Raw genomic sequence first — 24,629 nt, 5'->3', positions numbered from 1 at the left:
GCGAGAGGCGGCCACCCCGGCGGGGATCATCAGTGCGGCTGGCGCGGGAAGCGGGGCGGTCAGCGGGTGCGGACGTCGCCGCTGACGCTGTGCGCGCTCACCTTCAGGGCGCTGCCGCCGCTCACCCGTACGTCGCCGGAGACGGTTTCGGCCCGGAGGGTGCCGGACGCCGCGGAGGTGGCGTGCACGTTCACGTCGCCGGAAGTGGTGTTCAGCTCCGCGTACGTGCCGCTGTACAGGTCGACGGCGATGTCGCCGGACACCGAGCGGGCCGTCATCTGCCCGGCCACCCGCCGGACCACGAGGTCACCGGAGGTGGAGGACGCGCTCAAGCTCCGGACGCCGTCGGCTTGCAGGTCCCCGGAGGTGGAGCGGAACTCCATCCGGTCGACTTCACCGTTCACGCGGGCGTCGGCGGAGGTGGAGACGACCGCGAGCGAGGAGTGGGCCGGCAGGCTGACCACGGCTTCGATCGGGCTGACCGTGTTCAGCGTGCCGAGCCCGCCACCGGAGACGACGCGGCCGTTGACGATCGTCATGCCGGTGACCGACCCGTACACGGTGCCCATGCTCTGCGTGATCCGGTGGCCCCGGACGCTCCGCACCATCACGTCCCCCACCATCTCGGGGACCTCGACCGCGATGGTCTGGCCGTTCTCGGTGATACGGGCCCCCTCGACCGCGTCGGCGGCCGGGCCGGAACTGTCGGCGGTCCGCAGCAGCACCCGGGCAGCGGTGAGGCTGTCCAGGACCTGCACGCGGATGCCGCCGACCGGCAGGCTCAGCCCCAGCACGACGGGGCCGGTGGAACGGGAAACGAAGGCGCGCTCAGTCATGGCGGATCTCCTTGTACGAAGGGACGGAGAACCGGGACGGTCGCGGTCTATGGCGAGAGGCGACCGCCCCGGGTGAGAAGACCGCGCCGCGAGTACGGCCGGAGTCGAACCCGGCCCGCACCCGTCGGGCGGCAAGTGACTGTTCAAGCGGTCTTGCAAGACGTGCGTGTGTGTCTCCTTCAGGACTGCGGCTCCCGTATGAGGTAGAGCCGCCATGGCCTGTTCTAGGCAGAGACGTGACCTTTCGGTCTGTGCCCTCCGGTTAATGCAAAGGACCCGGGTGCCCTCGGCCCCATCTGTCCGGGGCCCCTTTTGTCGTGCATTGATGCTGGGTGCTGCGGTTTCACTCGGCTCCGCCGGTTCAGACGGGCACTGTCGGGATGAGGAACATGTATTACGTGTTCCTCATCATGCAGAGAGAGATTCGCTCCGTCAAGCCCTTCGGCTGTTTGGCTCTGCGAGTCCCGCGCTGTCGATGTGCCTACAGCTTGGCCTCAGCAGCGAAGACGATCGACTCCGCGCATGTGCGACCTGTGGACGACTTCGCTACGGTGAAGTCGTCCCAAGTCGTCCTAGCCGGGGGAGAGCACGACATGGCCAACGAGAGGCTTCGAGGCGCGATCGTCGAGAGCGGCATGACGCTCGATCAAGTGGGCGCACGCTTGGGGGTGTCGGCAAAGACGGTTGAGCGCTGGATCGGTGATCCGAAGCGCAAGCCCTACCGTCGCTTCCAGTACGCCGCTGCCTCGCTCCTGCAATGCGAGGTGTCCTACCTGTGGTCGGAGGAGCGGACATCAGCCGAGGTCACGGAGGCTGGGAACGCTGAGCTGATCAAGCTGTACCCACACCGTTCTGTCGTGCCGAACCGGTTGTGGCCACAGCTCTACGCGCAAGCGCGGGAGCACTTCGACGTGCTCGTGTACTCGGGCTTCTGGCTCACTGAGGACCCTGCGTTCCACCGGGTGGTGAAGGAGAAGTCAGCGGCCGGCGTCCCCATTCGCTTCATGCTCGGAGCCCCAGACAGTCCCGCCGTGGCGGTACGCGGCGCAGACGAGGGGATCGGTCCGGCGCTGGCGAGCAAGATTCGGAACGCCCTCGTCAACTATGGCTCGCTCTTCGGACTGCCCGGAGTCGAGTTCCGGCTCCATGACACAACCCTCTACAACTCGATCTACCGGGCCGATGACGAGATGCTGGCCAACGGCCACCTGTACGGGGTCGGGGCGTACATGGCCCCTGTCCTGCACATCCAGCGCGTGCCGGGGGGCGAACTGTTCGATGCGTACGCTGAGAGCATCGAACGGGTCTGGGAGGCGGGCAGGCCCATCGCATCACCTGCCGATTGCGGAGGTCTCCACACATGAGCCGAATCGACTACTTCCGCGACCCCAACGCGCCCAAGGCCAACTCAGTAGTCCCCTCGGTCACGGCGGTCGTCTGTGACGACGCCGGACGGCTGCTGATCATCCACAAGACCGACAACGACCTGTGGGCACTCCCTGGGGGCGGCCACGACATCGGCGAGAGCGTCGGTGACACGGTCGTGCGGGAGGTGGAAGAGGAAACGGGGATCGCTGTCGAGATCGACAGCATCGTGGGACTCTACACCAATCCTGAGCATGTGCTGGCGTACGATGACGGGGAGGTGCGACAGCAGTTCTCCATCTGCTTCCGCGCCCACCCGACCGGCGGATCTCTGCGTACAAGCAGCGAGTCCAAAGAGGTCCGCTGGATTGATCCAGCGGACCTCGACAGCCTGAACATTCACCCGTCCATGCGGCTGCGCATCGAGCACGGCCTGGACGGTTCGCGCCATGAGCCCTACATCGGCTGATCTCCGGTGGGCACCTTGGCCAGACGGTTCTCAACCCGTTCCGCGGCTGCGTAGATCTCGGGCGCCGCACGTTGAATGAAGCGACCGACGATCGTGTCGGGCCCGTACCGCTGCACGATCTCGCCCAGCCGTTCGGCCGGCGTGGTGTGCGTCCCGTCTGGGGTGGTCGTCATGTCGCAGAACAGCAGCGCGTCAACGAGGTCGGGACGCTCTAGCTCGAACTCGCTCTCCAGCTCCTGCCTGAGCCCTCGTTCTTCAGCCTCCAAGAGAGCGCAGGAATGATGGGCCACGAGGCGGACCACCCGTTCATCCGCCCCTTCCTGATCGCGGAGGAACCGGGCCCCGTCCAGCGGGTGAAAGCCGGTGGTCGCGATGCTCGGGGAGTATCCGATGTCGTGCAGCACTGCGGCTGCTTCCAGCAACTCCGCATCGTCGCTCAGGATCGGGCCAAGGGAACGAGCGCGCTTGGCCACCCCGAGGGAGTGCGCCCACCGGCGCGGCAGCGGATCGGACAACAGCGATTCGGAGAGCGAGTACGCCCACTCATTCAGTCCCATGGCGGCCAAGGCTACGGCCGGACGGTAGGAGTCGGGAGGGCGCGTACTGTGCGCCCCTTGCCGTGGACAGTGGTGAGCAAGCCGGTCCCCTCCATCTGGGCAATGGCATGGCGCACGGCAGTGCGGGAGACGCCGAAGCGCTCGCAGAGTTTCGCCTCGGACGGATATGTGTCTCCCACCGTCAGTGAATCTTCCGCGATCACATCAGTCATCCGCTCCACAAGGGAACGGCGGTCGCCGCCTCGGGCAACCCGCCATCCGACCCCCGGCGCTGACTCAAGCACGCCCTCGGCTTCAAGCGCTTTGAGAGCGCGACGGATCGTGTTGCGGGAGACTCCGCGCGAGCGCACAAGATCAGCTTCCGACGGGAGGGCATCAACGAACTCCCCCTCCTCGACTCCCTTCCGCAGCGCCTCCGAGATGACCAGATAGGTTCCGCGCGGGCTGGCCTCAGACACTTCAGCTCCTCTCACGTCGCATCGTCGCTCGCTGCCAAGGGTCCCACGGCCACCCACGGTGGGGTCAGCCCACTCCTCAGGGTCACATCCGGTGAGACAGCTGTCTCTCACACGCCGCTCCTACGTTGGCCGTCAAGGGCCGTGTGTGATGCAGCCATTGACGGCCACCACGCGGGCAGACGTTCAGCCATACGCTCCCGACCTGCGCCATCGGCCACGGCAATACGAGACATCCGACTCGGGCGCAGTTTGGAGAAAATATGAATTTGCGCCTTACTCAATTACTGCTCACAAGAACCAACTGCCTGATTCGTCCGAACCTCCAGACAGGCGCATAATTTCTTCACCTCTCTCCAAATCTTCAACCTCAAACAACCCTGGGGTTTGTTGAGGCAGGTATAGGCGGACTGCATCTTGAAGCTTCTCCTGTTCTCTCGCAGACAGATCCGTTAGGAGTGACAAAGCCACAGGCGCCAGTACACCGAGAGGGAATTTGGACGTAGTCCGACCCTTACCTGTTCGCGTCAGGAAGTCACAAACCAGCGGACGCGAGCCCATCAGCGTAGCAACTGCGCTTTGGACGAGCGCTGTCGAGCTAAAAGTTCGCGAGAGCTCCAATAGCTCCTCGTCGTGAGAGACATCGTCTCTATTAACGGTGGCGTACGATACCGTTCTGGTAGGCGTTGCCAGCTCTAGTTCACTAATTGGGACTCCGTGCGATTCGGCCCGCCTAAGGAGCTCTTGTAGCGTGATGCCGTCCCCGCTATCTACTTCGAGTTTCAAGTCGTCTACTCTACTTGCGAAGTATGCGGCGCTACGAGGCCCCTTGAGGCATAGCATTCCTCTGTCAAGAATCCATCTGAAGGAACTAGCATCCTCGTCTCCGAGCTCGGGATCCCGCCTCACAATCCGGCAAGCCCTTGCATATAGGGCATCGAGGTTAGATTCGACTAGGAACTGAAGATTCTCGGAGTTGCGCTTCAGGTTTAGCCGCGCAATCGAATCCAACGCTAGAGATCTACCGATTCGGCGCCAGAATTCAGAATCTTCAATTGGTGGCAGGTTCAGCAGAAACTCAAGCGCAGCGCTATCCAAGTCGCCCGCTACATCTTGTTCGCCAGGGAAATTAGTCGGCGATCCTCCCGACCCGACCCATACAGCGCTTAGAAAGCGGAGCAATCTTGAGGTTCGGCGGGTGTCAAAATGCCCCATGATCCGAGCCACAGCATCGCCTGTTGACTCGGCATCAAGATTCTGTGCACCACTGAAACCTGCGGAGATGCTGGAAGCCATCGCTTGGGCCTCGACCTCAGTGAGAAGTCCACGCCCCCCTTGGAGTACCGCGCTCGACGCGAGAGCAACCACCGGGTCTTCGTGGCGGCTCTTGATTAGGACTTCCATTCCACGCGAGTCAGCAACCAAAGTGTCATCGCCTTTTGGTTGCGGCGCTTCGAGACTTCGCCCTCTGGTTGCCGAATAGCCCTCCATCCGATCGAGCGCGAATACGATTGGATTATGCTTGCGAACGGCGTCAACGTCCTCGCGTAGCACGTCTGGACGCGTGTCCGACTTCAAGAATACAAATCGTTTATTTTCGCCGGGCCAACTCAGCACAAGGTCCGGAGCGAAACTGTGATTAAAGAATTCTGTCTTCTTAATAATGGCGCGCGAATCGGTCTCCTCGAGTTCGCGGGCGACTACATCCTTGATCCGATCGACAGCGTCCCTTGGGTCGGGTGCTTCGAACGCTGCAATCAAGGCGTTGGAAAAGTAGGATGCGGTCACCGGACACCCCCCATCACTTCGTGGTGCTGGATAAGCGCACGATGCTCGCGCGTAATCACCAGCGCTTCTTGCTTATCTGAAAGTACGATCATCCAGAGTCGCTCTGCAACCTTTTTCACTACTTCCGGGTCGGTGAACGACTCCGCTTCTTCGGACGTAACGTCCCCAAAGATATCCTTGCCGTGCTTCTCTACCGCGCGGGCGACCCATCCCTCGGTGAGAAGCTTGTTCCAGTCGTTCACGTTGAACGGACACCAGGTGATCCACATGAAATGCTCGGCAGCTTCAGGCTGCTGCGAAAGCATCACGTAGCACTTGGCAAGGTAGCTCAGGTAATGAGTTCCCTGATCCGCAGGCGTGGAGTACTTCTTGCACTCCGCCATGAAGATGTCGTTGTCGAACTCATCACCACAGAGGAGGCCACCGAGATCTAGAGAGAACTCGGTCTGCTTCCCAGCCGGCCACTGGAACGTCATGCGTCGGCTCCACTTAGGATCCATGTTCGTCCACGATGCCTTGACGCGAGTCGTGGCCTCGAGCCACTCTTTCGCCCGTCTGGCGCCATCTGCGCCGACCTCGTGTAGCTGTTCTCCTGGCATGAGGTAGACCCTACGTGCGAGAACCAGCACTTGGCAGGCTGTTGGTCACACTCCGGGCTCGCGACGTTACATCGCTGGGCCCTCCCTTGCGACCCTGCGGGTCCCGCACGCTAGGCCGGGGTGGACGAGCGTGGCTCCGTCTCAGTTTACGTCTCATTCACCCCAGTCCGCTTGTGTTCACGGGCGTAAGCACAAGGGGCCCTTGCACAGCCCCAGAACGGCCCTGAACGCAGGCGGACGCTTGCGAATGAGGCCCTGACCTGCATCAACAGACTTGGAAAGCGTGTTGGGGGCAACCCCTCACGAGTTCGAATCTCGTATCCTCCGCCTTTGCCTCACCGGGCAATACGTTGAAGGCCCCGACCAGTCCGCTGGCCGGGGCCTTCAACGTTGTCCCGGCCCGATTCCCGTCTCCACGCCCTGACGGATCTGGGTCACGAGGTAGATCCGAAGCTGTGCCAGGACCCAAACCAAGATGGAGTAACGGATCCGGCCGGGTACCCGTACATCGAGTGTCGGCGCAGCGCTACAGGTTGCGATAGACGTCGCGGCGATTGCCGACGGTCATGACCCACACGATCAGTTGACCGTCCTCGACCGTGTACACGACGCGGCAGTCCCCGACTCTGAGACGCCACCGCGAGCTGTGCCCTCGGAGGGGTTTGATGTCGAAGGCCGCGGTGTCCCCCTCATCCAACCCCTTCTGCAGTTCCGTGAGGCGATAAAGGATCCGCATAGCGTCGATACGGGGAATCTTGAGCATGTCCCGCTGGGCGTGCGGGGTGAACCGCGTGACGTACCCCACGGGATCAGGCGTGGTTGGTGCGGAGCAGGGCGGCCATCTCTTCGAGCGAGACCGATCCTTCGGAGCCTTCGGATTCCGCCTCGTCGGCCAACCGGTTGAGCCAGGACTCTTCGGCCTGCTCCGCCAGCTGACTCAGGCGCCGATATTCGAGGATGTCGATCACCACAGCCTCCTGCTTACCGCGCCGAGTAATGATCGTCGGGGTCTCGTCCCGACGGGCTCGATCGAGGACGTCCGCAAGGTGGCTGCGGACTTCAGCCATGGATGCAATCACCGGCTCACTCATGTAATAAATGTAGCAGACGTACATCTACGTGGGACTTCCAGCTGGTTGGCCTTGGATCCGTCCGCCGGAGCCCGGGGATGAGGCGGATCATCATGCAGCCGCCCGTCACGCACCCCCGCATCCGTGAGCAGCCTCCACAGGGCGCGCTCGCTGCGGTGGACAGCGGGGTCGAGGCCGGACGCGCGCATCTCGGTGAACAGGGCATCGACAGAGATCCATGCGCCGGGGGGTGAGGCCGGTCAGGGCCTGGCCGACGATTTTGCGGCGCGGTTCGGAGGCGGTCAGGACGTTCGCCGCGCGCTGGCCCTTGATCTCCTCGACGCGGGAGAATTCGTCCAGCAGGCTGTTGTTCAGACAGCGCTGCCACAGCTGGGCGATCGTCAGGTGCGGTGGCCGGGTCAGCGCGGCATTTCCGCGCGGGGTCAGCGCCAGCCGGCCGTTGGTGAGCTGGGTGAGGCCGCCTGCCTGGAGCAGCATCGGCCAGGCGAAGGCGGCGATGGCTTCGTGCGGGTAGAAGTCACCGATGTCCAGGACGCCTGCGACTGCCTCGACCGTGGCGGCGCCGGGGCGGCGGGTCTTCTCGCTGCACCGTAGTTTGCCCGTGGCGCACAGGCGTAGCACCGGCCAGCAGATTGGCCTGTGCCTCGTGCTCGGTGTGCCGGACCTGTGGAGCGTCGGTGGGCTCCTGCTGCTGTTCGACCGGTGTCACTGCTCGCGTCCCGGTCCTACAGGTGGGTGAAGTAGTGGTAGTTGTCCGGGCCGCAGGTGCGCTCCAGGGTCTGGATCACCTTGCGCGGGTCGTCGTAGGGGCCGGAGAAGTAGAAGGGTTTGCCGTCCCTGCCGAAGCCGATGGCCGGCAGGCCTTCGGGCGGGGTACCCAGGTGCACGGCGGCATCGGCGAAGCCGGCCGCGGGCTCGAAGCCCAGGGAGCGCGCGTAGGCGACCGTGCCGTGCACGATCCGCTGTGCCTGCTCCACGCCGATCGACAGCGGCGGGTGGCCAAAAGCCGAGTAGTACGTCGGTACGTAGGTGGTCAGGGAGCCGGACCCCATCATCTCGGGGCCGGTGACGTTCTTGACCCCCAGGCAGTACACGTCCACCAGGAACCCGGTGACGGTCACCTTGCTGGCACGCTCCTGGCGGGCCAGCAGCACCTGGGCGAAGCCTCCGGTGTCCGGGTCCTGGCCGAGCGGGTCGGCCGCTGCCCAGTCCGTGGCGCCGGCCATGCCCAGCCCCGCGCTCCAGCCCGCGTTGACCCAGCAGCCCACCACCAGCCGCTCATCGGGAGCGATGTGCGCCTGTGCCGCCTCGGCGGCCTGCCTCACCAGCACGGCGGCCTGTGCGGGACGCAACCCCAGCGCCTTCGCGATCTGTTTGGGAGCGCTGCCACGCTCCCTCATCTCCCGGACCCTGGCTAGCAGTTCCTCATCGCGCATCGTCACCGTCACAGTTTGCCACCTCGGTGTCGTCACCCGCATCCGCTTGAATGGTCACATGACGCACGCGATGGGTTTCGGTGAGAATGATCTGCGGGAATCGGCCGGGGCACGCTCCTTCGAGCGGGGCCTGGGCTATGTCGACGCGGTGACAGGACTGGAGGTGGGGGACGGCTGGTTCACCGCCACCGTGCACGGCGGGGACGCCTACGAGGTCGAGATCACCGACGACGGGGACGACGGCGTGTCCGGTGAGTGCGACTGCCCGTATGGCCTGGAGGGCAACTTCTGCAAGCACTGTGTGGCGGTGGGGCTGGTGGTGCTGCGGCAGGCGGACCTCATCCCGCGACAGCGAACCGCTGCCGCGGCTCGCGCCGGCAACCTGGAATCCTGGCTGGAGTCACTGGACCGTGACGCGCTGCTGGCGCTGCTACGCCAACAGCTCGCCGACGACCGCGACTTGCGCCGTCGCCTGGAACTGCGGGCCGCGACCGCGGTCTCCGACATCGCCGCAGTCCGCGACCGTATCGCGGATTTGCTCGCCACCGGCCGGTTCTCCCGTCACGGGTACGTCGACTACGCGGATTCCCGCGCCTATGGGGAGCAGGCGGGGGAGGCGGTGGCGGCGATCGAATCGCTGACCGCGAGCGGGCAGGCGGCTGAGGCGGTCGGCCTGGCCCGGTGGGCGATCCGGCTGCTGGGTGAGGCGTACGAGCAGATCGACGACTCCTCGGGATATGTCGGCTCGGTCGCGGCCGATCTCATGGCGGCCCATCTGGATGCCTGCCGGGTGGCCCGCCCTGACCCGGAGGAGACAGCGCGGTGGCTGGTCGGGCACCAACTCGGCAACGACAACGACGCGACGGACGCCGACCCGGTCGACTACCGCGAGGTTCTCGGTGAGCGGGGGCTGGCCCAGGTACGGGAGCTGGCCACCGAGGCATGGCAGCGCAAGCCGTCCGGCTGGGCGGAAAAATACCTGATGGAACGCCTGGAGAAGGCGGAAGGAGATGTGGACGCGCTGGTCGCCGTGTGCGCGGCGGACCTCGCCCCGAACGGTGCCACCCACCTGCGGATCGCCCTCGAACTGGACGCGGCCGGACGCGAGGCCGAGGCCCTGGCCTGGGCCGAGCGCGGGCTGAAGGACACCGAGGGCAGCGTCCACGTGGACAGCCGTCTGATGGACTGGGTCTGCGCCCGGTACGAACGGTCGGGAAGGGCGGCCGAGGCGGTCACGGTCCGTCGCGGCCGTCTCCGGGCCGACCGCTCGCTCGCCGCCTATCAGAACCTGCGGACGGTGGCCCGTACTGTCGGCTGCTGGGAGTCCGAGCGCGAGGCCGCGCTCGGACTGTTGCGCTCCGACGCGGCGCGGCAACGGCAGGGCTGGGGCGGAGGCCCTGTGCTGGTCGATGCACTGCTCGACGACGGTGATCCCGATGCGGCCTGGGAGGCCGCCGCCGACCGGGCCGACGACAGGCAGTGGCTCACTTTGGCCGACCGGGTGAAGGACAGTCGCCCGGCCGACGCGCTCGGCGTCTACCTGCGCCTGGCCGAACCGTTGAAGCAGGTCGCCGGCGACGGCAACTACCAACAGCTGGCCCGGCTGCTGCTCGGCGCCCGCACCTGCCACGAGAAACTGGGCACCCAGGAGGAGTTCGCCGGGTACCTCGCCGCCCTGCGCGCCGGCCAGAAGCGCAAGCGCAACCTGATGAAAATCCTCGACCAGCACGGGCTGTGAGCCGTTCCGCCTCCAGTGCTGCCATCCTGGGCCTGGGCGACGCAGGACACGAAACGGAACGAGTAGGTCAGCGTGGTTGAGACAATGGGCAGGACCGTGGGGCAAGTGCGGGAACTGGTCGGCTGGGTCGGCGCGGGCCGCAGGCTGACCCAGACCGGCCGCGTGATGCTCGCCGACGCACGGGCGCTGCTGGACGTTCTGGACACCGGCGACCGGATGGACCCGGTGATCGGGGACCGTACGTTCAAGACGAAGTCCAGCGAAGAGCTGTACCACCTCACACTGCTGGTCGAGTGGGCCAAGGCAGCGCGACTGCTGCGGACCGCGGGCGGGCGTCTGCTGCCGGTGAAGAAGAACGCCAAGCTGCTGGACCGCCCCGACGAGCTGCGTGGCGCACTGTTCGCCGCGCTGCCGCACATCGGGCAGGCCGTGACGGTCTCCGGCTGGCTGGAGTCGCTGTTCTCGCACGAGTACCACCGGGGGCTGCGGACGTTGCTGCACCGCCTCTACGCGGCCACGGTGCCGGTGCCGCTCAGCGACCTTTACGAGGTGGTGTGGCAGGCGATCAGCCCGCTGTACGTGCTCGACGACCTGCCCCCTGATCGCCTCAAGCATCTGCACGTAGCCAACGACCACGACGTCCAACGGGTCCTGAAGGCCCTGGCCTCCCTGGCGACCGTCCACCTCACCGAGAACACCGTCGAACTGACCGCCGCCGGCCGTAACGAGATGGCCCGGATGCTTGGCGAGCCCAGCCCCGGAGACCCGGTGCTGCGGATCCTCGTCGAGCTGGCCGACGTGGACGAACCCCTGGTATGGCGGCGCCTGATGGTGCCGGCCGCGACCCGCCTCGACCGGCTTCACTCCGTGATCCAGGCCTCGATGGGCTGGCAGAACTGCCACATGCACGAATTCACCATCGATGGTGTCCAGTACGGCCAACCCCACTCCGAACTCGGCTTTCGCGACGAGCGCACCGCTACCCTGGCCGCGCTCCTCAAGCCGGGCGACCGCTGCGTGTACACGTACGACTTCGGGGACTCCTGGGAACACCGCATCACCGTGGAACAGCCTCTGACGGCCGAAGCCGGGCTCAGCTATCCGCACTGCGTGGACGGCACTGGGGCGTGCCCACCCGAGGACTGCGGAGGCGCCCCCGGCTACGGCGATCTCAAACAGATCCTCACCGATTCGGAGCACGAGGAACACGACACCATGCTGGCCTGGCTCGGCCTGCGGTCCGCCGCCGGATTCACCCCTGACCGCTTCACCCCGGATGAGGCCAACGCGCGGCTGCTGCACCTCACGATGCCATGAAGGACAGCCATCTCGCCGTAAACGGGCTCTGCGGCACCGCCCTTCCGCAGTGGACACGTGCCGTGACGCCGCTCGTCGCGGCCATCGTTTACGTGCCGTCGGTCCAATACTGTTGAAGCCGGGCCACTGCCTCTTCCTTGGTCAGTGCGGCGACCGCCTCATCTGTGAGATCGCAGCCGGGGCCCACCCTGACCTGCGGACTGGACGGAGATGACACCCTGGCCGGCGGGTTCGGTAACGACCAGATCGACGGCGGCCTCGGCTCCCCGACGGCTGCGACGGCTGCGACGGCTGCGACGGCTGCGACGGCTGCGACGGCTGCGACGGCGAAGCCTGCACCAACACTGCCGCCCGCTGCGAGATCCTCAGCAACGTGCCGTGGCTTCCGTAGCGGGACACCGTGGCGGTCGAAGGCCCAGACCGGGAAACCGGCCGGGGCCTTCTGCGTTCCTCCGCACCCGCCCGCCACGACCGCTGACGGGCTCCTCAGATCTGCACCACGTGCACGTCCTGGGCGTCCAATGCCTTCAGATATGCGTTGAGGTCGGCCGGATCGCTGGTGAAGACCACAGCACTGCCATGCCGGGCCGCCGTCAGAGCCACCAGGGCATCCACCGCGTCCGGACGCTTCTTCGGGGGCAGCTCTGCCGTGCCGAGGGCGCTGCCGATGCGCTGCCATTCGGTCATGCCCGGGCCGGCGGCGCACATGATGCAGGCTGTCTGCCCCATGCTGGCGGGGCGCATAGCCGGGGCCGAAGTACGAGCCTGCGGGACCGTGCAGTCCTTCAGCACCCCGGCCAAGGCGTGCACCGTGGCAGGGCTGGGCCGCCAGACTTGGGCCAGTACCGGTCCGAGCACGAGCGCCCGATGCGGCGTGTCCCGGAGGCCGGCGTGCAGACGCACGGCCTTCGCCTTGCGATCCGCGAGCGCGATCAGCATGCCGGTGTCGTAGACCGGCACCCGGGCAGTCACCCGGCGTTACCTGAGCGGCTGGCGGGACCGTCGGCGCCATAGATCAGCTCCATGGCCTCCCGCACCTCGCGCCGCTCCTGCTCCGTGAGGTCGTCGTCGGCGACTTCAGGCAGCGGTGGCAGTGCGGCGGCCTCCGCCTCGGCTGCCGCAATCACCGCGTCAAGTCGGGCGAACTGTGCTTCGGCCGCCTCCGCCTCGGCCATCTGCCGTGTCGCGGCGTTGACGAGAAAAGCGGAAACATCCATACCGGCCCGCTCTGCGTGAGTCCGGATGCGCTCGGCATGATCACTGTCCAGGCTGATGCTGATCCTCGTCTTAGGCATACCAGAAGTGTATGACGCGTATTACGACCCTGCCAGGCATTCCTCCTGGCAGCCGCCGACGACTGAGCCGCCATGGCCCTGGGCCGTGGAGGCGTCCCGGCGAAGGCGAATGAGTTCTCCCGGGGGTCGGGCTCGCGAGCTGGCGCATCGCGGCCGGAGTGCGCTCCACGATGGGGCGATCTCGTCGAAGGGCACGGCGAACATGTCGTGCAGCACGAACGCGAGCCGCTCGGCGGGGGCCGGCGTTTCGAGCACCACGAGCACCACGAGCAGCGCCGGTCCAGTCCAGTCCAGTCCAGTCCGGTCCGGTCCGGTCCGGTCCGGTCCGGTCCGGTCCGGTCCGGTCCGGTCCGGTCCGGTCCGGTCCGGTCCGGTCCGGTCCGGAGAGCTGAGGTCGGCCGTCCCCTACGCCACGCGGCCCATCCCCGCTCCCCCGCGGTATGCGGAGCCCCCGCATCAACGGGATCATCGACGCATGCACCCCACGATTCACCTGGCCCAGCAACCGGAAGCCGATGAGTTGCTCGGCCGCAGTCGGCTGGCGGACCTGGTCGGCATGCTGCTGGACCAGCAGGTCCCCATGGAGTGGGCGTTCTCCGGCCCGTACACCATCGCCCAGCGGCTGGGCCGTGACGATCTCGACGCCGCGGAGATCGCCGTCTACGACCCCGACGCGTTCGTGGCGCTGCTCTCGGCCAAGCCCGCCGTGCACCGCTATCCGGGGGCCATGGCCAAGCGCGTGCAGCAGCTCTGCCAGTACCTGGTCGAGCACTACGACGGGGACGCGACCGCGGTGTGGCGGGATGTCTCCAGCGGCAAGGAGCTGCTGGAACGGCTGAACGCGCTCCCCGGTTTCGGGAAGCAGAAGGCCCAGATCTTCCTGGCGCTGCTCGGCAAGCAGCTCGGGGTACGGCCGCAGGGCTGGCGCGAGGCGGCCGGGGCCTACGGCGATGCGGGCTCACACCGCTCGGCGGCCGACATCACGGGACCCGAGTCGCTCGCCGAAGTCCGCGCCTTCAAGAAGGAAGCGAAACGGGCCGCCAAGAAGTCGGCGCCGGGGCGCTGACCGGCGGGGGCGAGGGGCGTACGAGCCCGTACGCACGCCCCGTACGCGCGCCCGCAGGCCGTGCGCCGGAGCCGCGAGCGCGGCTCGTACTCACCCCGCGAGCGCCCCCTCCCCCCGCTCCGCCCTGCGCAGCAGCATCGCCGCGACCCAGCCGCCGAGGAAGACCGCCGCCGCGCCGACCAGTTGGCCGCTCTCCACGCCGGAGGCGAAGGCGTCCGTGACGGCCGCGCGGTCCGCGGCGGTGGGGGACGCGGCCAGGGCCGCCGGGAGGGAGGCGGCGCCCGCGAGGGCTCCGGGGAGCAGGGAGGCGAAGCGGGAGCCCAGAACCGCGCCCAGTACGGCTACGCCCAGGCCGTTGCCGAATTCCGCCAGGGTGCCGTTGATGCCCGCGCCGACGCCCGCCTTCTCCGGCGGGATCGCCGACATGATCGCGTTGGCCATCGTCGGCATCGCGAGGGCGACGCCGACGCCCATCAGGATCAGGCCCACGAGCATGCCGCTGTAGCCGCCGGCGCCGAGCACGGCGACCGCCACGAGGCCGGCCGCCAGGGTGGTCATGCCGCAGCCGATGGTGAGCGGGGTGCCGAGCGCCCGCAGCAGGCGCGGGCCGAGCCCGGTGAAGTTGACCAGGACGACGGTCAGCGCGAGCGGGGCCGTGTGCAGCCCGGCGCTCAGCGGGCCGTAGCCCAGCACGAATTGCAGGTGCTGGGTGAGCAGGAACAGCGAGCCGCCCATGCCGAAGGCGACGAGGATGGCGCCGCCCAGGGCGCCGATGAAGCGGCGGTTGCGGAAGAAGTGCATGTCCAGCATGGGGTGCGGGACATGCCGCTCCCATACGGCGAAGCCGGCCAGCACCGCCAGCCCGACGGCGCCGGAGAGCAGCACCTGTCCGGAGAGCCAGCCGTGTTCGGGGCCGGAGATGATCGCGTACACCACCCCGACCATGCCGACCGTGGACAGCAGCGCGCCGAGCAGGTCCGGGGGCGCGCTGGACGTCTTGGACTCCGGTACGAGGCCGATGGCCGCCGCGAGGCCGATCAGCACCACCGGGACGTTGATCAGGAAGATCGCGCCCCACCAGAAGTGGTCGAGGATCAGGCCGCCGATCAGCGGACCGGCGGCGAAGCCGAGCGAGTTGACCGTGCTCCAGATGCCGATGGCCTTGGCGCGTTCGGAGTCGTCGAAGACCTGGACGACGACCGCGAGCGTGGTGGTCATCAGCAGCGCCCCGCCGATGCCCATTCCGGCGCGGGCTGCGATCAGTTGGGCGGGGCTCTGCGAGAGGGACGCGGCGACCGAGCCGAGGCCGAAGAGGGCGAGGCCCGCGGTGAGCATCAGCTTGCGCCCGTAGCGGTCGGCCGCGTTGCCGGCGGTGAGCAGCAGGCCGGACTGCACGAGCGAATAGGCGTTGATCATCCACTGGATGTCGGAGGTGCTCGCGCCCAACTCCGTCGTCAGGGAGGGGATCGCGACGCTGAGGATGGTGTTGTCGAGCAGCACGGTGAGCTGCGCGAGACAGACCACGCCGAGGATCAGCCACCGGGTCGGGTGCCTCATCCCGCTGCTGAGGGTGGGCGTGGGCGTGGGCGTGGGAGTGGCTTCGGCGGCCACGGATGGCATGGGGGCTCCGTGAATCCTGTGGGGGGGGAGGGTGGGGTTCCAGGGATAGGGGGTGGGGGCGGGTTCCCGCAGGGGACAGCAGGCGTGCGAGGCCGCTTCGGCCCGCCCCTGCGCCATCACCCGCGCCATCACCCGCGCCGCCGCCCCCGCGCCGTCACCCCCGCCGAGCGAACCGCGCGATCGGGTTCTCCAGCGTCCCGACGAACTGGAGCGCCCCCGCCGGGTCCTGGAGGTCGATCATCTGCTCGTTGTTGCGCAGTTGCAGCCGGTTCAGGCAGGACAGCGAGAAGCGCTCGGTGAACAGGTCGTACTGCTCGAACCGGTCCGCCAGCTGCGGTGCGGACGCCTGATAGTCGGCGACGCACGCGGCGACCGTCGCCCAGAAGGTCTCCTCGCTCAGGACGACGCGCCCCGCACCGGCCCCGGCTTCTCCACCGGTCCCGGCTCCGTCCTCCCCCGGTCCACCGTCCCCGCTGAGAATCCCGTTCAAGAAGCGGAAGAAGCAGTCGAAGACATCCGTGAAGATCGACAGCGTCTTCAGCTCCTCGGGCACCGCCACCCGAATCCGCTCGACCGCCGGCGGCAGCACCGCCTCCGGGTCCATCACCGCGATCTCCTCGGCGATGTCCTTGAAGACGGCCCGCAGCGGGACGCCGTCCTCGATCACCAGGATGACGTTCTCGCCGTGCGGCATGAAGACGAGGTCGTACGCGTAGAAACAGTGCAGCAACGGCGTCAGGTAGACGTCTAGGTAGCGGCGCAGCCACACCTCGGGCGCGAGGCCGGACTCCGCGATGAGCGCGGCCGCGAAGGAGCCGCCGTCGCGGTCGGTGTGCAGCAGCGAGGCCATGGTCGCCAGCCGCTGGCCCGGCTCCAGCATCGGGACCGGGCTCTCCCGCCAGAGCGCGGCCAGCATTTTGCGGTACGGGGAGTCCTTGGTGGTCGCGGCCTCGTACTGCTGGTGGTGGTAGCCGACGGCGGCGCACTCGCGGATGATGCCGAGGCCCGATTTCTTCAGCACCTCGTCCGTGCCGACCAGCCCGGCGACCCAGTCGTTGATGGCGGGGGTCGCCTTCATGTACTCGGCGGACAGGCCGCGCATGAAGCCCATGTTCAGTACCGACAGCGCGGTCTTCACATAGTGCTTCGACGGGTCGCTCGTATTGAAGAACGTACGGATCGACTGCTGCGCCAGGTACGCGTCGTCCCCCTGGCCGAGGCATACGAGGTTGCGCTGGGCGACCTCGGCCGCGAAGGTCACCGAGAGCTTGTTCCACCACTGCCAGGGGTGGACGGGGATGAGCAGGAAGTCGTCGAGCCGCAGCCCGAGTTCCGCCAGCGTGGCGGAGAACCTGCCGAGGGTGTCCGGGCCCAGCTCGGAGTCGATGAGCCGGTCGTAGTCGAGGTCGGCGGAGGCCGAGAAGGTGGCGCGGTCGCGGCGCGCGGCCAGCCAGATCAGCTGTACGGGCGCGCCGGCCTCCGGGGCGTACGCGTGGTACTCGGCCGCGTCGAACCCGATCCGCCCGTTGTTCGCGACGAAGCACGGGTGGCCCTCGGTCATCCCCGTCTCGATCGCCTGGAACCCGGACCGGGACAGCTCGGCCGCGCTGACCGGGGGCTGGGCCAGTTTGTACGCGGCGCCGGCCAGGGTGGAGCTGATCTCCTCCAGGTAGAGCGGCAGATTCCGCTCCCCCATGCACAGGGTGCGGCGCAGTTCGATGATCAGGTCCAGCGCGTCGAGCGCGACTTCCACGCCGTCCCGGTGCCGGGTGATGCTGTCCACATCGATCTGCCAGTGATCCAGCGCCAGCACCCGGGCCGAGAAACGGTACTCGACGCTCTTGTCGTCGCTTGTGACCGCGTAGCCGCCGGACGGCAGTTTCTCGGGGGTGAACAGGCGCTCGTGCGCGAACTCGGCCAGGGCTTTACGGACCAGCAGCCGGTTGGCGCGCGCCCAGCGCTCGGGGGTGAGGTGCGCGACCACATCGCCGGGCGAGGCCGTACGGACCGATCCGGACGCGGCGGGAGCGGGCGCGTGGAGGGGGAAGGCTGCGGGCGGTGTCGCCCGCCCGACGGGTGCGGTCCGTGGGGCGGCGCTGCGCACTGTGGCCTTGGTGCTGGTCGTGCCGGTGCTGCCAGCCGTGCCGTTCGTGCCGGTAGTGCCGTTCATGCCGTTCGTGCTGATGCTCATCGGGTTACTCCTTGGCCGCTGCGGCCGTCTCCGTGCTGGTGGGCCAGGTACCGCTGCCGGGTGCACACGCTCAGGTACGCGTCCTTCTCCGGCTTCGCGATGCCGGTGACGATCTCGAAGCCCACAGCCGCGTTGAGGGCGTGCACCGCCGTGTTGGACACGTCGGGCTCCACCACGACGCGCCGGGTCGCCGGGTCGGCGAAGAGCAGGTCCATGACGGTGCCGATCACAGCGCGGGTGAAGCCGTGCAGGGGCGTGTCGGTCGGCGCGCACAGGAAGTGCATGCCGACGTCCCCGTCCTGCGGCTGGTAGAGGCCGACCAGCTCGACGTAGGCGGGGTCGTAGCGCTCCACGAGGAACGCGGGACGGCCCTCGTGCAGCCCGACGAACGCCTCGTGGTGCGGGTCGGCGGCGATGCGCCGGTATTCCGTCTCGACGTCCGCCGTCCCGGCGTCCTGCATGAGCCAGAACGCGGATTTCGGGTGGGTCAGCCAGCCGTGCAGCAACGCGATGTCGGCGTCCGGGTCGACGGGCCGTACGGCGAACTCGCCGAGCCGCTCGTCGGCACGGGTGAAGACGACCGGCGACACGCGCTCCGGCGTGCGCTCCGCCGACGCGCGCTCCGCCGCAGTCGACGCGCCCCTCATGCGGCACCCGCTGCCCGTGCCCCGGCCGGCGCCCCGAACTCCTGGAAGGCGATGGCCTTCTCGACCGGATAATGCTCGCGGCCCAGCAGCTCGCGGATGATCCACGAGTTGCGGTACGCGCCCATGCCCAGGTCGGGGGCGGTGACGCTGTGCGTGTGCACCGCGGAGTTCTGGAGGAAGATGCCATTCCCGGTGGTGTCGACGCTGTAGTTACGGCCGACCGCGAAGCGGCCCTGCTCGTCCAGCACGACGCGATCGGCGATCGGGTCCAGGAAGTCCGGCACCCGGTAGCGGTAGCCGGTCGCGAGGACCAGGCCCCGCGTGGTGAGGTCGAAGTCCTGCTCCTGCTCCTCCTGCCGCAGGCCCAGCGTGTACGTGCCGGTCGTGGCTTCGTGATCCGCGCTGTTCAAGGCCGTGTTGGTGATCAGTCGGGTGCGGCTCGGGCCCCGCTGGTTCTTGATGTAGAGCAGGTCGAAGATCGCGTCGACCAGCTCCGAGTTGATGCCCTTGTAGAGGTTCTTCTGCGAGGAGACCAGCCGGTCGCGGGTCGCGCCGGGCAGCGCGTGGAAGTAGTCCACGTACTCCGGGGACGTCATCTCCAGCGTGAGCTTGGTGTATTCGAGCGGGAAGAAGCGGGGCGAGCGGGTGACCCAGTTCAGCTCGTATCCGTACACGTCGATGTCCTGGAGCAGGTCGTAATAGATCTCGGCCGCGCTCTGGCCGCTGCCGACGACCGTGATGCTGTCCTTCGCCTGAAGCGTGGATTTGTTGTCGAGGTAGCGGGAGTTGTGGATGAAATCGCCGCCGAGGCCGGCGCACGGGCCGGGTATGTACGGCGGCGTCCCCGTCCCGAGCACGAGGCGTTTCGCTCGGAAGGTCAGCCGCTCGCCGGTCGCGAGCCGCTCGGCGTGCACGAGGTACACGCCGCCGTCCGGGGCCTGCTCGTCGTACTCCACGGAGGTGACCCGATGGCCGAAGCGGACGGTGTCGAGCTGGGCGGCGGCCCAGCGGCAGTAGTCGTTGTACTCGGTCCGCAGGGGATAGAAGTTCTCCCGGATGTAGAACGAGTAGAGCCGCCCGGACTCCTTGAGGTAGTTCAGGAACGAGAACGGCGACGTGGGGTCGGCCAGGCTGACCAGGTCGGAAATGAACGGGGTCTGGAGCGTGCTGCTCTCCAGCAGCATTCCGGAGTGCCAGTCGAAGTCCGGCTTGGTCTCCAGGAACAGGCCGTTCAGCTCGCCGATCGGCTCGGTCAGGCAGGCGAGGCCGAGGTTGAAGGGGCCGAGTCCGATGCCGATGAAGTCGAGGGGGGCAGCCGGAGCGGACGCGGCGGCGGACGAGGTCGCGGACAAGGTCCCGGACATGGGGGTGGGCAAGACGTCTCCCGTGGTGGGGTGTGGGGTGAGCCGGTGCGGGGGCCGTCGTCGCCGACGGCCCGCCCGTCAGCCGGCGAGGTAGCGGCTGATCTCCGGGACGGCGTGCTCGGCCAGATAGCCGCCGGCGTGATCGGCGAGCAGGTCGAGGACGGCGGCGATGTCGCTCAGCGAGGTCCGCGGGTTGAGCAGGGTGAACTTCAGGTAGTGCCGGCCGTCGACGACCGTGCCGGCCACCACGGCTTCGCCGGACGCGGCCAGCGCCTGCCGCGCGTGCCGGTTGACCCGGTCGGTCAGCGCGGGGCTCACGCCCGCCGGGGGGACGTAGCGGAACACCAGCGTGCTGAGCTGCGGCTCGGTGACGACCTCGAAGCGCGGGTCGTCGTTCAGCAGCTTCCAGCCGTCGGCCGCCCGGTCCACCACGTCGTCGAAGAGTTCGCCGATCGCGTCCGCGCCCATGATGCGCAGCGTCATCCAGAGCTTGAGCGCGTCGAAGCGCCGGGTGGTCTGGATGGATTTGTCGACCTGGTTCGGGATGCGCTCCGCGACGCTGCGGGCCGGGTTGAGGTAGTCCGCGTAATAGGTCACATGCCGCAGGGTCGAGCGGTCGCGGACCAGCAGGGCGCTGGAACTGACCGGCTGGAAGAAGGACTTGTGGTAGTCCACGGTCACCGAGTCCGCGCGCTCGATCCCGTCGAGCAGCTCCCGGCGGCGGGAGACGAGCAGGCCGCAGCCGTACGCGGCGTCGACGTGCAGCCAGGTTCCGGCGCGCTCGCAGAGGTCGGCGATCTCGGGGAGCGGGTCGATGCTGCCGAAGTCGGTCGTCCCGGCGGTGGCGACGACGGCCATCACCAGCAGGCCGTCCTGCCGGCAGCGGTCGAGTTCGCGGGCCAGCGCGACGGTGTGCATCCGCTTGTTCCGGTCGCAGGGCACCGGGATGACGGAGTCCGCGCCGAGCCCGAGCAGCGTCGCCGATTTGGTGATGCTGAAGTGGCTGCACTCCGAGGCGAGGATGCGCAGCCGGGGGATGATCTCCGTCTTGCTCACGGGGGCGTCGAAGCCGCTCCGCTCGCTCTGCTCGGCCTGTTCGAGCCGGCACGCCTCGTCGCGGGCCAGCAGCAGGGCTTGCAGGTTGGACTGGGTGCCGCCGCTGGTGAAGATGCCGTCCGCGTCCGCGCCGAGGCCGATGCGCTCGGTCGTCCAGTCGATCAGCCGGCGCTCGATCAGGGTGCCGCCTGCGCTCTGGTCCCAGGTGTCCAGCGAGGAGTTGACGGCCGAGAGGATCGCTTCGCCCAGGACGGCGGGGATCACCACCGGGCAGTTGAGGTGCGCGAGGTAGCGCGGGTGGTGGAAGTAGACGGCGTCGCGGAGGTAGACGGTTTCCAGCTCGTCCAGGGCGGCGCCCGGGTCTCCCAGCGGCTCGTCCAGGTCGATCGCGGAGATCTCCGGGGCCAGCCGGTCCGGGGTGATCCCGGTGAACGGCCTCTCGGTCTGGGTGAGTTTGGCCGCGACCCGCTCAATGCCGTCGGTCAGCGACTTCCGGTAGTGCTCCACCGTCTCGTCATTGAGCAGATGCGACCTGCTGCCCGTAGCCGCGTGCGGGCCGCTCGCGTATGAAGACGCCGTGGGGTGCGCTCGGAAACTCACTGTCTGTCCTCCCGGTCGTGCCGTCCGGTTGTGCCGTCCGGTTGTGCCGTCCGGTTGTGCCGTGACATGCGGCGTGTGCTGGGGTGGGGGCGTGTGCGGGACTCGCCGGATCCCGTTAGTTAGGTAAGCCTAACCTAACTCATTGCCGCCGGGGCCTGGGGGTCGCAGGAGGTGCGGTACGAGCAGTGGTACGGGTGGGGGCCCAGCCCTCAAGTGGCCGCGCACAGAGCCCGGCAGAGACCGACAGCGGCCGGCAGAGACTGAACGCACCGCCCCCGGCACTCAAGTGGGGGGACTCAGCTACACCCCCATTGACCATCTGCGTCCATCGAAGCCCGCCCGCGTCCTGCGTAACGTCTTCACCAACGGCGCAGCGGGCGCCGCGCCACGAGGGAGCGAAGACCATGTTGCGACGTGACGACACGAGCACCGGCCGGTCCACCGAAGCGCTGCGGCTTGTCTCGGTGAGCAAGACATACGGCAGCGGCGACACCGCGGTCACCGCCCTCGACGGCGTGACGCTCAGCCTGCCGGCCGGCTCCTTCACCGCAGTGACGGGCCCGTCCGGCTCCGGCAAGAGCACGCTGCTCCAGTGCGCGGCGGGCCTCGACCGGCCGACGCAGGGCCGGGTGGTCGTGGACGGCGCCGACCTGGCCGGCCGTAGCGAGAGCGAGCTGGCGGCCTTCCGCCGGCAGCGGACCGGCTTCCTCTTCCAGCAGTTCAACCTGCTGCCGATGCTCAGCGTCCGGGAGAACGTGGCGCTGCCGCTGCGGCTCGCGGGCCGGCCGGTGGACCGGGCCCGCTGCGAAGAGGTGCTGATCCAGGCCGGTCTCGGTGAGCGGATCGACCACATGCCCGCCGAGTTGACCGGCGCGGAGCAGCAGCGCGTGGCCATCGCCCGCGCGCTCCTCACCGGCCCCGGCGTGATCTTCGCGGACGAGCCGACCGGCGCGCTCGACAGCCGGAGCACGCACGAGGTGCTCACGCTGCTCCAGGAGGCCGTGCACGTCCACGGACTGACCGTGGTGATGGTCACGGACGACCCGGCCGCCGCCTCGTACGCGGACTCGGTGCTGGTGCTGGCCGACGGCCGGATCGTCGACGAGCCCCCCGTGCCGGCCGCGAGCATTGCGGCCGAGCGGCTGACCGGCCGGACGAGCCGGAACGCGAACCGGAACGCGAACCTGAGCCAGGACCTGGCCCCGAGCTCGTACCCGAACCCGTACCAGCGGACGAGCCCCGGATCGAGCCCGCGCCCGAGCGAGAAGTCCCAGCAGGCCCGACAGCCCCAAATGCCCCAACAGGCCAAACAGACCAAGCAGTCCCAGCAGCTCCGCCACGCACAAGCCGCCTGATCAGCCGTAATCGACTCAGCGCGGAGGCGGGAATGCAACCGGTGTTCGGACTGGCGACGCGTTCGCTGCGCACACGCGCGGGCGCCTTCACAACGAGCTTCCTGATGATGTTCTTCGGCGCGACCATCCTGATGGCCTTCGCCTCGCTGCTCGACACGGCCGCCGCGGCCGGCGTCTCCGAGCCCAGCGAAGCGACCCTGACCGCGACGGCCACCGCGGTCGTCGGCTGGGGCCTGTTACCGGTCGCGTACGGCGCGACCGCCACGCTCACCCTCGCCGTCCGGCGACGCGGCTCCGAGATCGACCTGCTCAAGAGCCTCGGCGCGACCCGGGCCCAGATCGGCCGCATGATCGTCGGCGAGGCCGCCGTCGTATCGGTCGCCGCCGCCGCACTCGCCGTCCTCCCCGCCATGCCGGCCGGCCGCGCCCTGCTGTGGCTGCTCGTCGATTCCGGCCAGGTGGCGGACTCCGTGCCGTACGTCTTCGGGCCGACCGCGCTCACTTTGGGCGCCGGTGTCACGTTGGGCGCCGCGCTGGCCGCGGCCACCCTCGCCGCCCGGCGCGCGACCCGCACCCGGACCCCGTTCCGGCCCTCCCCCGCCAGGGACGACGGCCGGATGAGCCGCGAGCGCAAGGTCGCCGCGGGCGGCTGCCTCTCCGTCGGGCTCGCCCACGGCACCGTCACCGCCACCGTGATGAACGGCGAATCCTCGGACACGATGATGCAGACGGCCGGCCAGGCATCCCTCTGGTTCGCGATCGGACTGGCCCTGATGGGCCCGTTCCTGGTCCGTACGGTCATCGCGGAGCTCGCGGCCCCGCTCGCCAGGCTGGGGGGCGCGAGCGGCTACCTCGCACTACGGAACGTACGCCGCCGCGCCCACCGCACGGCCAACGCGCTGACGCCGGTCATCCTCTTCACCGGAGTCGCCACCGGCGCGCTGGTGACCTGCGGCGTCGAGAGCGAAGCGGCCGCCGCCGAAGGCATCGTGAAGTCGGCCTCGGACCGGAACATCGAGACGCTCAACGTCGTCGTCATCGGGATCGTCGCGGTCCTCGCCTGCATGATGCTGGTCAACACCATGGTCGCGGCGACCACGCACCGCGGCCGCGAGTTCGGACAGCACCGGCTGATCGGGACGACGCCGGAGCAGGTGCTGTGGATGGTCGGCCTGGAGAGCGCCGTGCTGGCGCTGGCCGGTGTCGTCTTCGGGACGCTGGCAGGCGCGGTCACCGTCGTGCCGTACACCATCGCCCGTACGGACGAGGTGCTGCCGGACACCGGGCTCGGCCTCTGGCTGGGCGTGGTGGCGGTCGCCGTCCTCGCCACCCTGGCCTCGGCGATCGGCACCGCCCGGCGCACGCTGCGAACCGCGGCCGTCGAGACGGTGGCTCCGACGGCGTGAGGGCGTGACGGTGTGGCGGGCGTAACGGTGTGGCGGGCGTGACGGTGTGGCGGGCGTGACGGTGTGGCGGGCTACGGGCAATACCGGTGTTTTAGGGCTTTGTTCGTGAGGCCGGGGCTGTTTTGGTGGGCTTGACGAGGGTGACGACGGGGGTGTCGGTGCGTGGCGGGTTGCTGTGTTCGGCGCGTTTGAGTGCCCAGTTGGACATTTTGCGTTTGATCACTCGCGGGTTGGAGCGTGGCCGTCGTGGCTCCAGGAGACGTTCGGTGATCTCACGCAGGGTCCGCGTCAGCGCCCGGGTGAGCCGGGAGGGGGGAAAAGCCCGCCTGGCTGGTGGTCTGCCGGCGGACGACGCGCAAGGTGCGAATGAAGGACATC

24 protein-coding genes and 1 pseudogene are annotated in these 24,629 nt (G+C 68.2%); 8 read left to right on the top strand and 17 right to left on the bottom strand.

The window, feature by feature from the left end:
* Window positions 1-59: 59 nt before the first annotated feature.
* Window positions 60-836 (bottom strand): DUF4097 family beta strand repeat-containing protein, encoded by a 777-nt coding sequence (locus QMK28_RS00960; protein ID WP_326434989.1) that lies wholly within the window; start codon window positions 834-836, stop codon window positions 60-62.
* Between the two features lie 593 nt (window positions 837-1,429).
* On the opposite strand from QMK28_RS00960, the gene QMK28_RS00955 reads away from it, so the two are divergent.
* Together QMK28_RS00955 and QMK28_RS00950 are read left to right on the top strand one after the other, a co-directional pair.
* On the top strand, window positions 1,430-2,200 hold the full coding sequence (locus tag QMK28_RS00955) for a helix-turn-helix domain-containing protein (protein ID WP_326434988.1): 771 nt from the start codon (window positions 1,430-1,432) through the stop codon (window positions 2,198-2,200).
* Complete coding sequence (locus QMK28_RS00950; protein WP_326434987.1) at window positions 2,197-2,670, top strand: NUDIX hydrolase; 474 nt, start codon at window positions 2,197-2,199, stop codon at window positions 2,668-2,670. Before QMK28_RS00955 ends, QMK28_RS00950 begins: the two co-directional genes overlap by 4 nt.
* On the opposite strand, the gene QMK28_RS00945 is transcribed toward QMK28_RS00950, so the two are convergent.
* From QMK28_RS00945 to QMK28_RS00910, 8 genes are all read right to left on the bottom strand, one after another.
* Window positions 2,658-3,227 (bottom strand): HD domain-containing protein, encoded by a 570-nt coding sequence (locus tag QMK28_RS00945; RefSeq protein ID WP_326434986.1) that lies wholly within the window; start codon window positions 3,225-3,227, stop codon window positions 2,658-2,660. The genes QMK28_RS00950 and QMK28_RS00945 overlap by 13 nt on opposite strands.
* An 11-nt stretch (window positions 3,228-3,238) precedes the next feature.
* Window positions 3,239-3,685, bottom strand: a complete 447-nt coding sequence (locus tag QMK28_RS00940; protein ID WP_326434985.1) for a winged helix-turn-helix domain-containing protein — start codon at window positions 3,683-3,685, stop codon at window positions 3,239-3,241.
* A 288-nt stretch (window positions 3,686-3,973) separates the two neighbouring features.
* Window positions 3,974-5,470: a hypothetical protein gene (locus QMK28_RS00935; protein WP_326434984.1), complete on the bottom strand. Its 1,497-nt coding sequence runs from the start codon at window positions 5,468-5,470 to the stop codon at window positions 3,974-3,976.
* A complete protein-coding gene (locus QMK28_RS00930) occupies window positions 5,467-5,946 on the bottom strand; it encodes a hypothetical protein (RefSeq protein WP_326434983.1) in 480 nt (159 codons plus the stop codon). The genes QMK28_RS00935 and QMK28_RS00930 overlap by 4 nt, the downstream gene beginning before the upstream one ends.
* A gap of 649 nt (window positions 5,947-6,595) precedes the next feature.
* Entirely contained in the window at window positions 6,596-6,874 is a 279-nt protein-coding gene (locus tag QMK28_RS00925; RefSeq protein ID WP_326434982.1) for a type II toxin-antitoxin system RelE family toxin, read from the bottom strand.
* 4 nt (window positions 6,875-6,878) lie between these two features.
* A complete protein-coding gene (locus QMK28_RS00920) occupies window positions 6,879-7,160 on the bottom strand; it encodes a type II toxin-antitoxin system Phd/YefM family antitoxin (protein WP_326434981.1) in 282 nt (93 codons plus the stop codon).
* Between the two features lie 105 nt (window positions 7,161-7,265).
* Window positions 7,266-7,781 carry a hypothetical protein gene (locus tag QMK28_RS00915; protein ID WP_326434980.1) on the bottom strand — a complete coding sequence of 172 codons (516 nt, stop codon included), beginning with the start codon at window positions 7,779-7,781 and terminating at the stop codon, window positions 7,266-7,268.
* A 104-nt stretch (window positions 7,782-7,885) separates the two neighbouring features.
* Window positions 7,886-8,602, bottom strand: a complete 717-nt coding sequence (locus QMK28_RS00910; protein ID WP_326434979.1) for a hypothetical protein — start codon at window positions 8,600-8,602, stop codon at window positions 7,886-7,888.
* Between the two features lie 52 nt (window positions 8,603-8,654).
* On the opposite strand from QMK28_RS00910, the gene QMK28_RS00905 reads away from it, so the two are divergent.
* The 3 genes from QMK28_RS00905 to QMK28_RS34125 all read left to right on the top strand — a co-directional run bounded on the left by QMK28_RS00905 (window position 8,655) and on the right by QMK28_RS34125 (window position 12,193).
* A complete protein-coding gene (locus QMK28_RS00905) occupies window positions 8,655-10,334 on the top strand; it encodes an SWIM zinc finger family protein (RefSeq protein ID WP_326434978.1) in 1,680 nt (559 codons plus the stop codon).
* A 72-nt stretch (window positions 10,335-10,406) separates the two neighbouring features.
* Window positions 10,407-11,651: a plasmid pRiA4b ORF-3 family protein gene (locus tag QMK28_RS00900; protein WP_326434977.1), complete on the top strand. Its 1,245-nt coding sequence runs from the start codon at window positions 10,407-10,409 to the stop codon at window positions 11,649-11,651.
* A gap of 164 nt (window positions 11,652-11,815) precedes the next feature.
* On the top strand, window positions 11,816-12,193 hold the full coding sequence (locus tag QMK28_RS34125; protein ID WP_443050489.1) for a hypothetical protein: 378 nt from the start codon (window positions 11,816-11,818) through the stop codon (window positions 12,191-12,193).
* Here the strand turns inward: QMK28_RS34125 and QMK28_RS00895 are convergent.
* From QMK28_RS00895 to QMK28_RS00885, 3 genes and pseudogenes are all read right to left on the bottom strand, one after another.
* Complete coding sequence (locus QMK28_RS00895) at window positions 12,138-12,611, bottom strand: hypothetical protein (RefSeq protein WP_326434976.1); 474 nt, start codon at window positions 12,609-12,611, stop codon at window positions 12,138-12,140. The two genes, QMK28_RS34125 and QMK28_RS00895, sit on opposite strands and share 56 nt — an antisense overlap.
* A gap of 8 nt (window positions 12,612-12,619) precedes the next feature.
* The gene (locus QMK28_RS00890; RefSeq protein WP_326434975.1) at window positions 12,620-12,946 is read right to left on the bottom strand and encodes a hypothetical protein; all 327 of its coding nucleotides are present in this window, start codon (window positions 12,944-12,946) and stop codon (window positions 12,620-12,622) included.
* A 130-nt stretch (window positions 12,947-13,076) separates the two neighbouring features.
* Window positions 13,077-13,231, bottom strand: a pseudogene (locus QMK28_RS00885) (RNA polymerase subunit sigma-70); the annotation flags it as partial.
* Window positions 13,232-13,421: 190 nt separating this feature from the next.
* Here QMK28_RS00885 and QMK28_RS00880 point away from each other — a divergent pair.
* Entirely contained in the window at window positions 13,422-14,012 is a 591-nt protein-coding gene (locus QMK28_RS00880; protein ID WP_326434974.1) for an HhH-GPD-type base excision DNA repair protein, read from the top strand.
* Between the two features lie 90 nt (window positions 14,013-14,102).
* Here the strand turns inward: QMK28_RS00880 and QMK28_RS00875 are convergent, their stop codons facing one another.
* The 5 genes from QMK28_RS00875 to QMK28_RS00855 form a co-directional block, all read right to left on the bottom strand.
* A complete protein-coding gene (locus tag QMK28_RS00875; RefSeq protein ID WP_443050482.1) occupies window positions 14,103-15,632 on the bottom strand; it encodes an MFS transporter in 1,530 nt (509 codons plus the stop codon).
* A 154-nt stretch (window positions 15,633-15,786) separates the two neighbouring features.
* On the bottom strand, window positions 15,787-17,823 hold the full coding sequence (locus QMK28_RS00870; protein WP_326434973.1) for an IucA/IucC family protein: 2,037 nt from the start codon (window positions 17,821-17,823) through the stop codon (window positions 15,787-15,789).
* Window positions 17,820-18,470: a GNAT family N-acetyltransferase gene (locus QMK28_RS00865; protein WP_443050481.1), complete on the bottom strand. Its 651-nt coding sequence runs from the start codon at window positions 18,468-18,470 to the stop codon at window positions 17,820-17,822. The genes QMK28_RS00870 and QMK28_RS00865 overlap by 4 nt, the downstream gene beginning before the upstream one ends.
* On the bottom strand, window positions 18,467-19,834 hold the full coding sequence (locus tag QMK28_RS00860; RefSeq protein WP_326435122.1) for a lysine N(6)-hydroxylase/L-ornithine N(5)-oxygenase family protein: 1,368 nt from the start codon (window positions 19,832-19,834) through the stop codon (window positions 18,467-18,469). The genes QMK28_RS00865 and QMK28_RS00860 overlap by 4 nt, the downstream gene beginning before the upstream one ends.
* A gap of 78 nt (window positions 19,835-19,912) precedes the next feature.
* Complete coding sequence (locus QMK28_RS00855) at window positions 19,913-21,490, bottom strand: pyridoxal phosphate-dependent decarboxylase family protein (RefSeq protein WP_443050480.1); 1,578 nt, start codon at window positions 21,488-21,490, stop codon at window positions 19,913-19,915.
* Between the two features lie 404 nt (window positions 21,491-21,894).
* Between QMK28_RS00855 and QMK28_RS00850 the strand changes: the two genes are divergently transcribed.
* Window positions 21,895-22,845 carry an ABC transporter ATP-binding protein gene (locus QMK28_RS00850; RefSeq protein ID WP_443050479.1) on the top strand — a complete coding sequence of 317 codons (951 nt, stop codon included), beginning with the start codon at window positions 21,895-21,897 and terminating at the stop codon, window positions 22,843-22,845.
* A 32-nt stretch (window positions 22,846-22,877) separates the two neighbouring features.
* Window positions 22,878-24,251 carry an ABC transporter permease gene (locus QMK28_RS00845; RefSeq protein ID WP_326434972.1) on the top strand — a complete coding sequence of 458 codons (1,374 nt, stop codon included), beginning with the start codon at window positions 22,878-22,880 and terminating at the stop codon, window positions 24,249-24,251.
* Window positions 24,252-24,629 lie beyond the last annotated feature (378 nt).

It is taken from the genome of Streptomyces sp. H27-D2 (assembly GCF_035828615.1).
Lineage (GTDB): Bacteria > Actinomycetota > Actinomycetes > Streptomycetales > Streptomycetaceae > Streptomyces.
The sequence above is the reverse complement of the archived record's forward strand: the minus strand, read 5'-3'. Positions and strand labels throughout refer to the sequence as shown.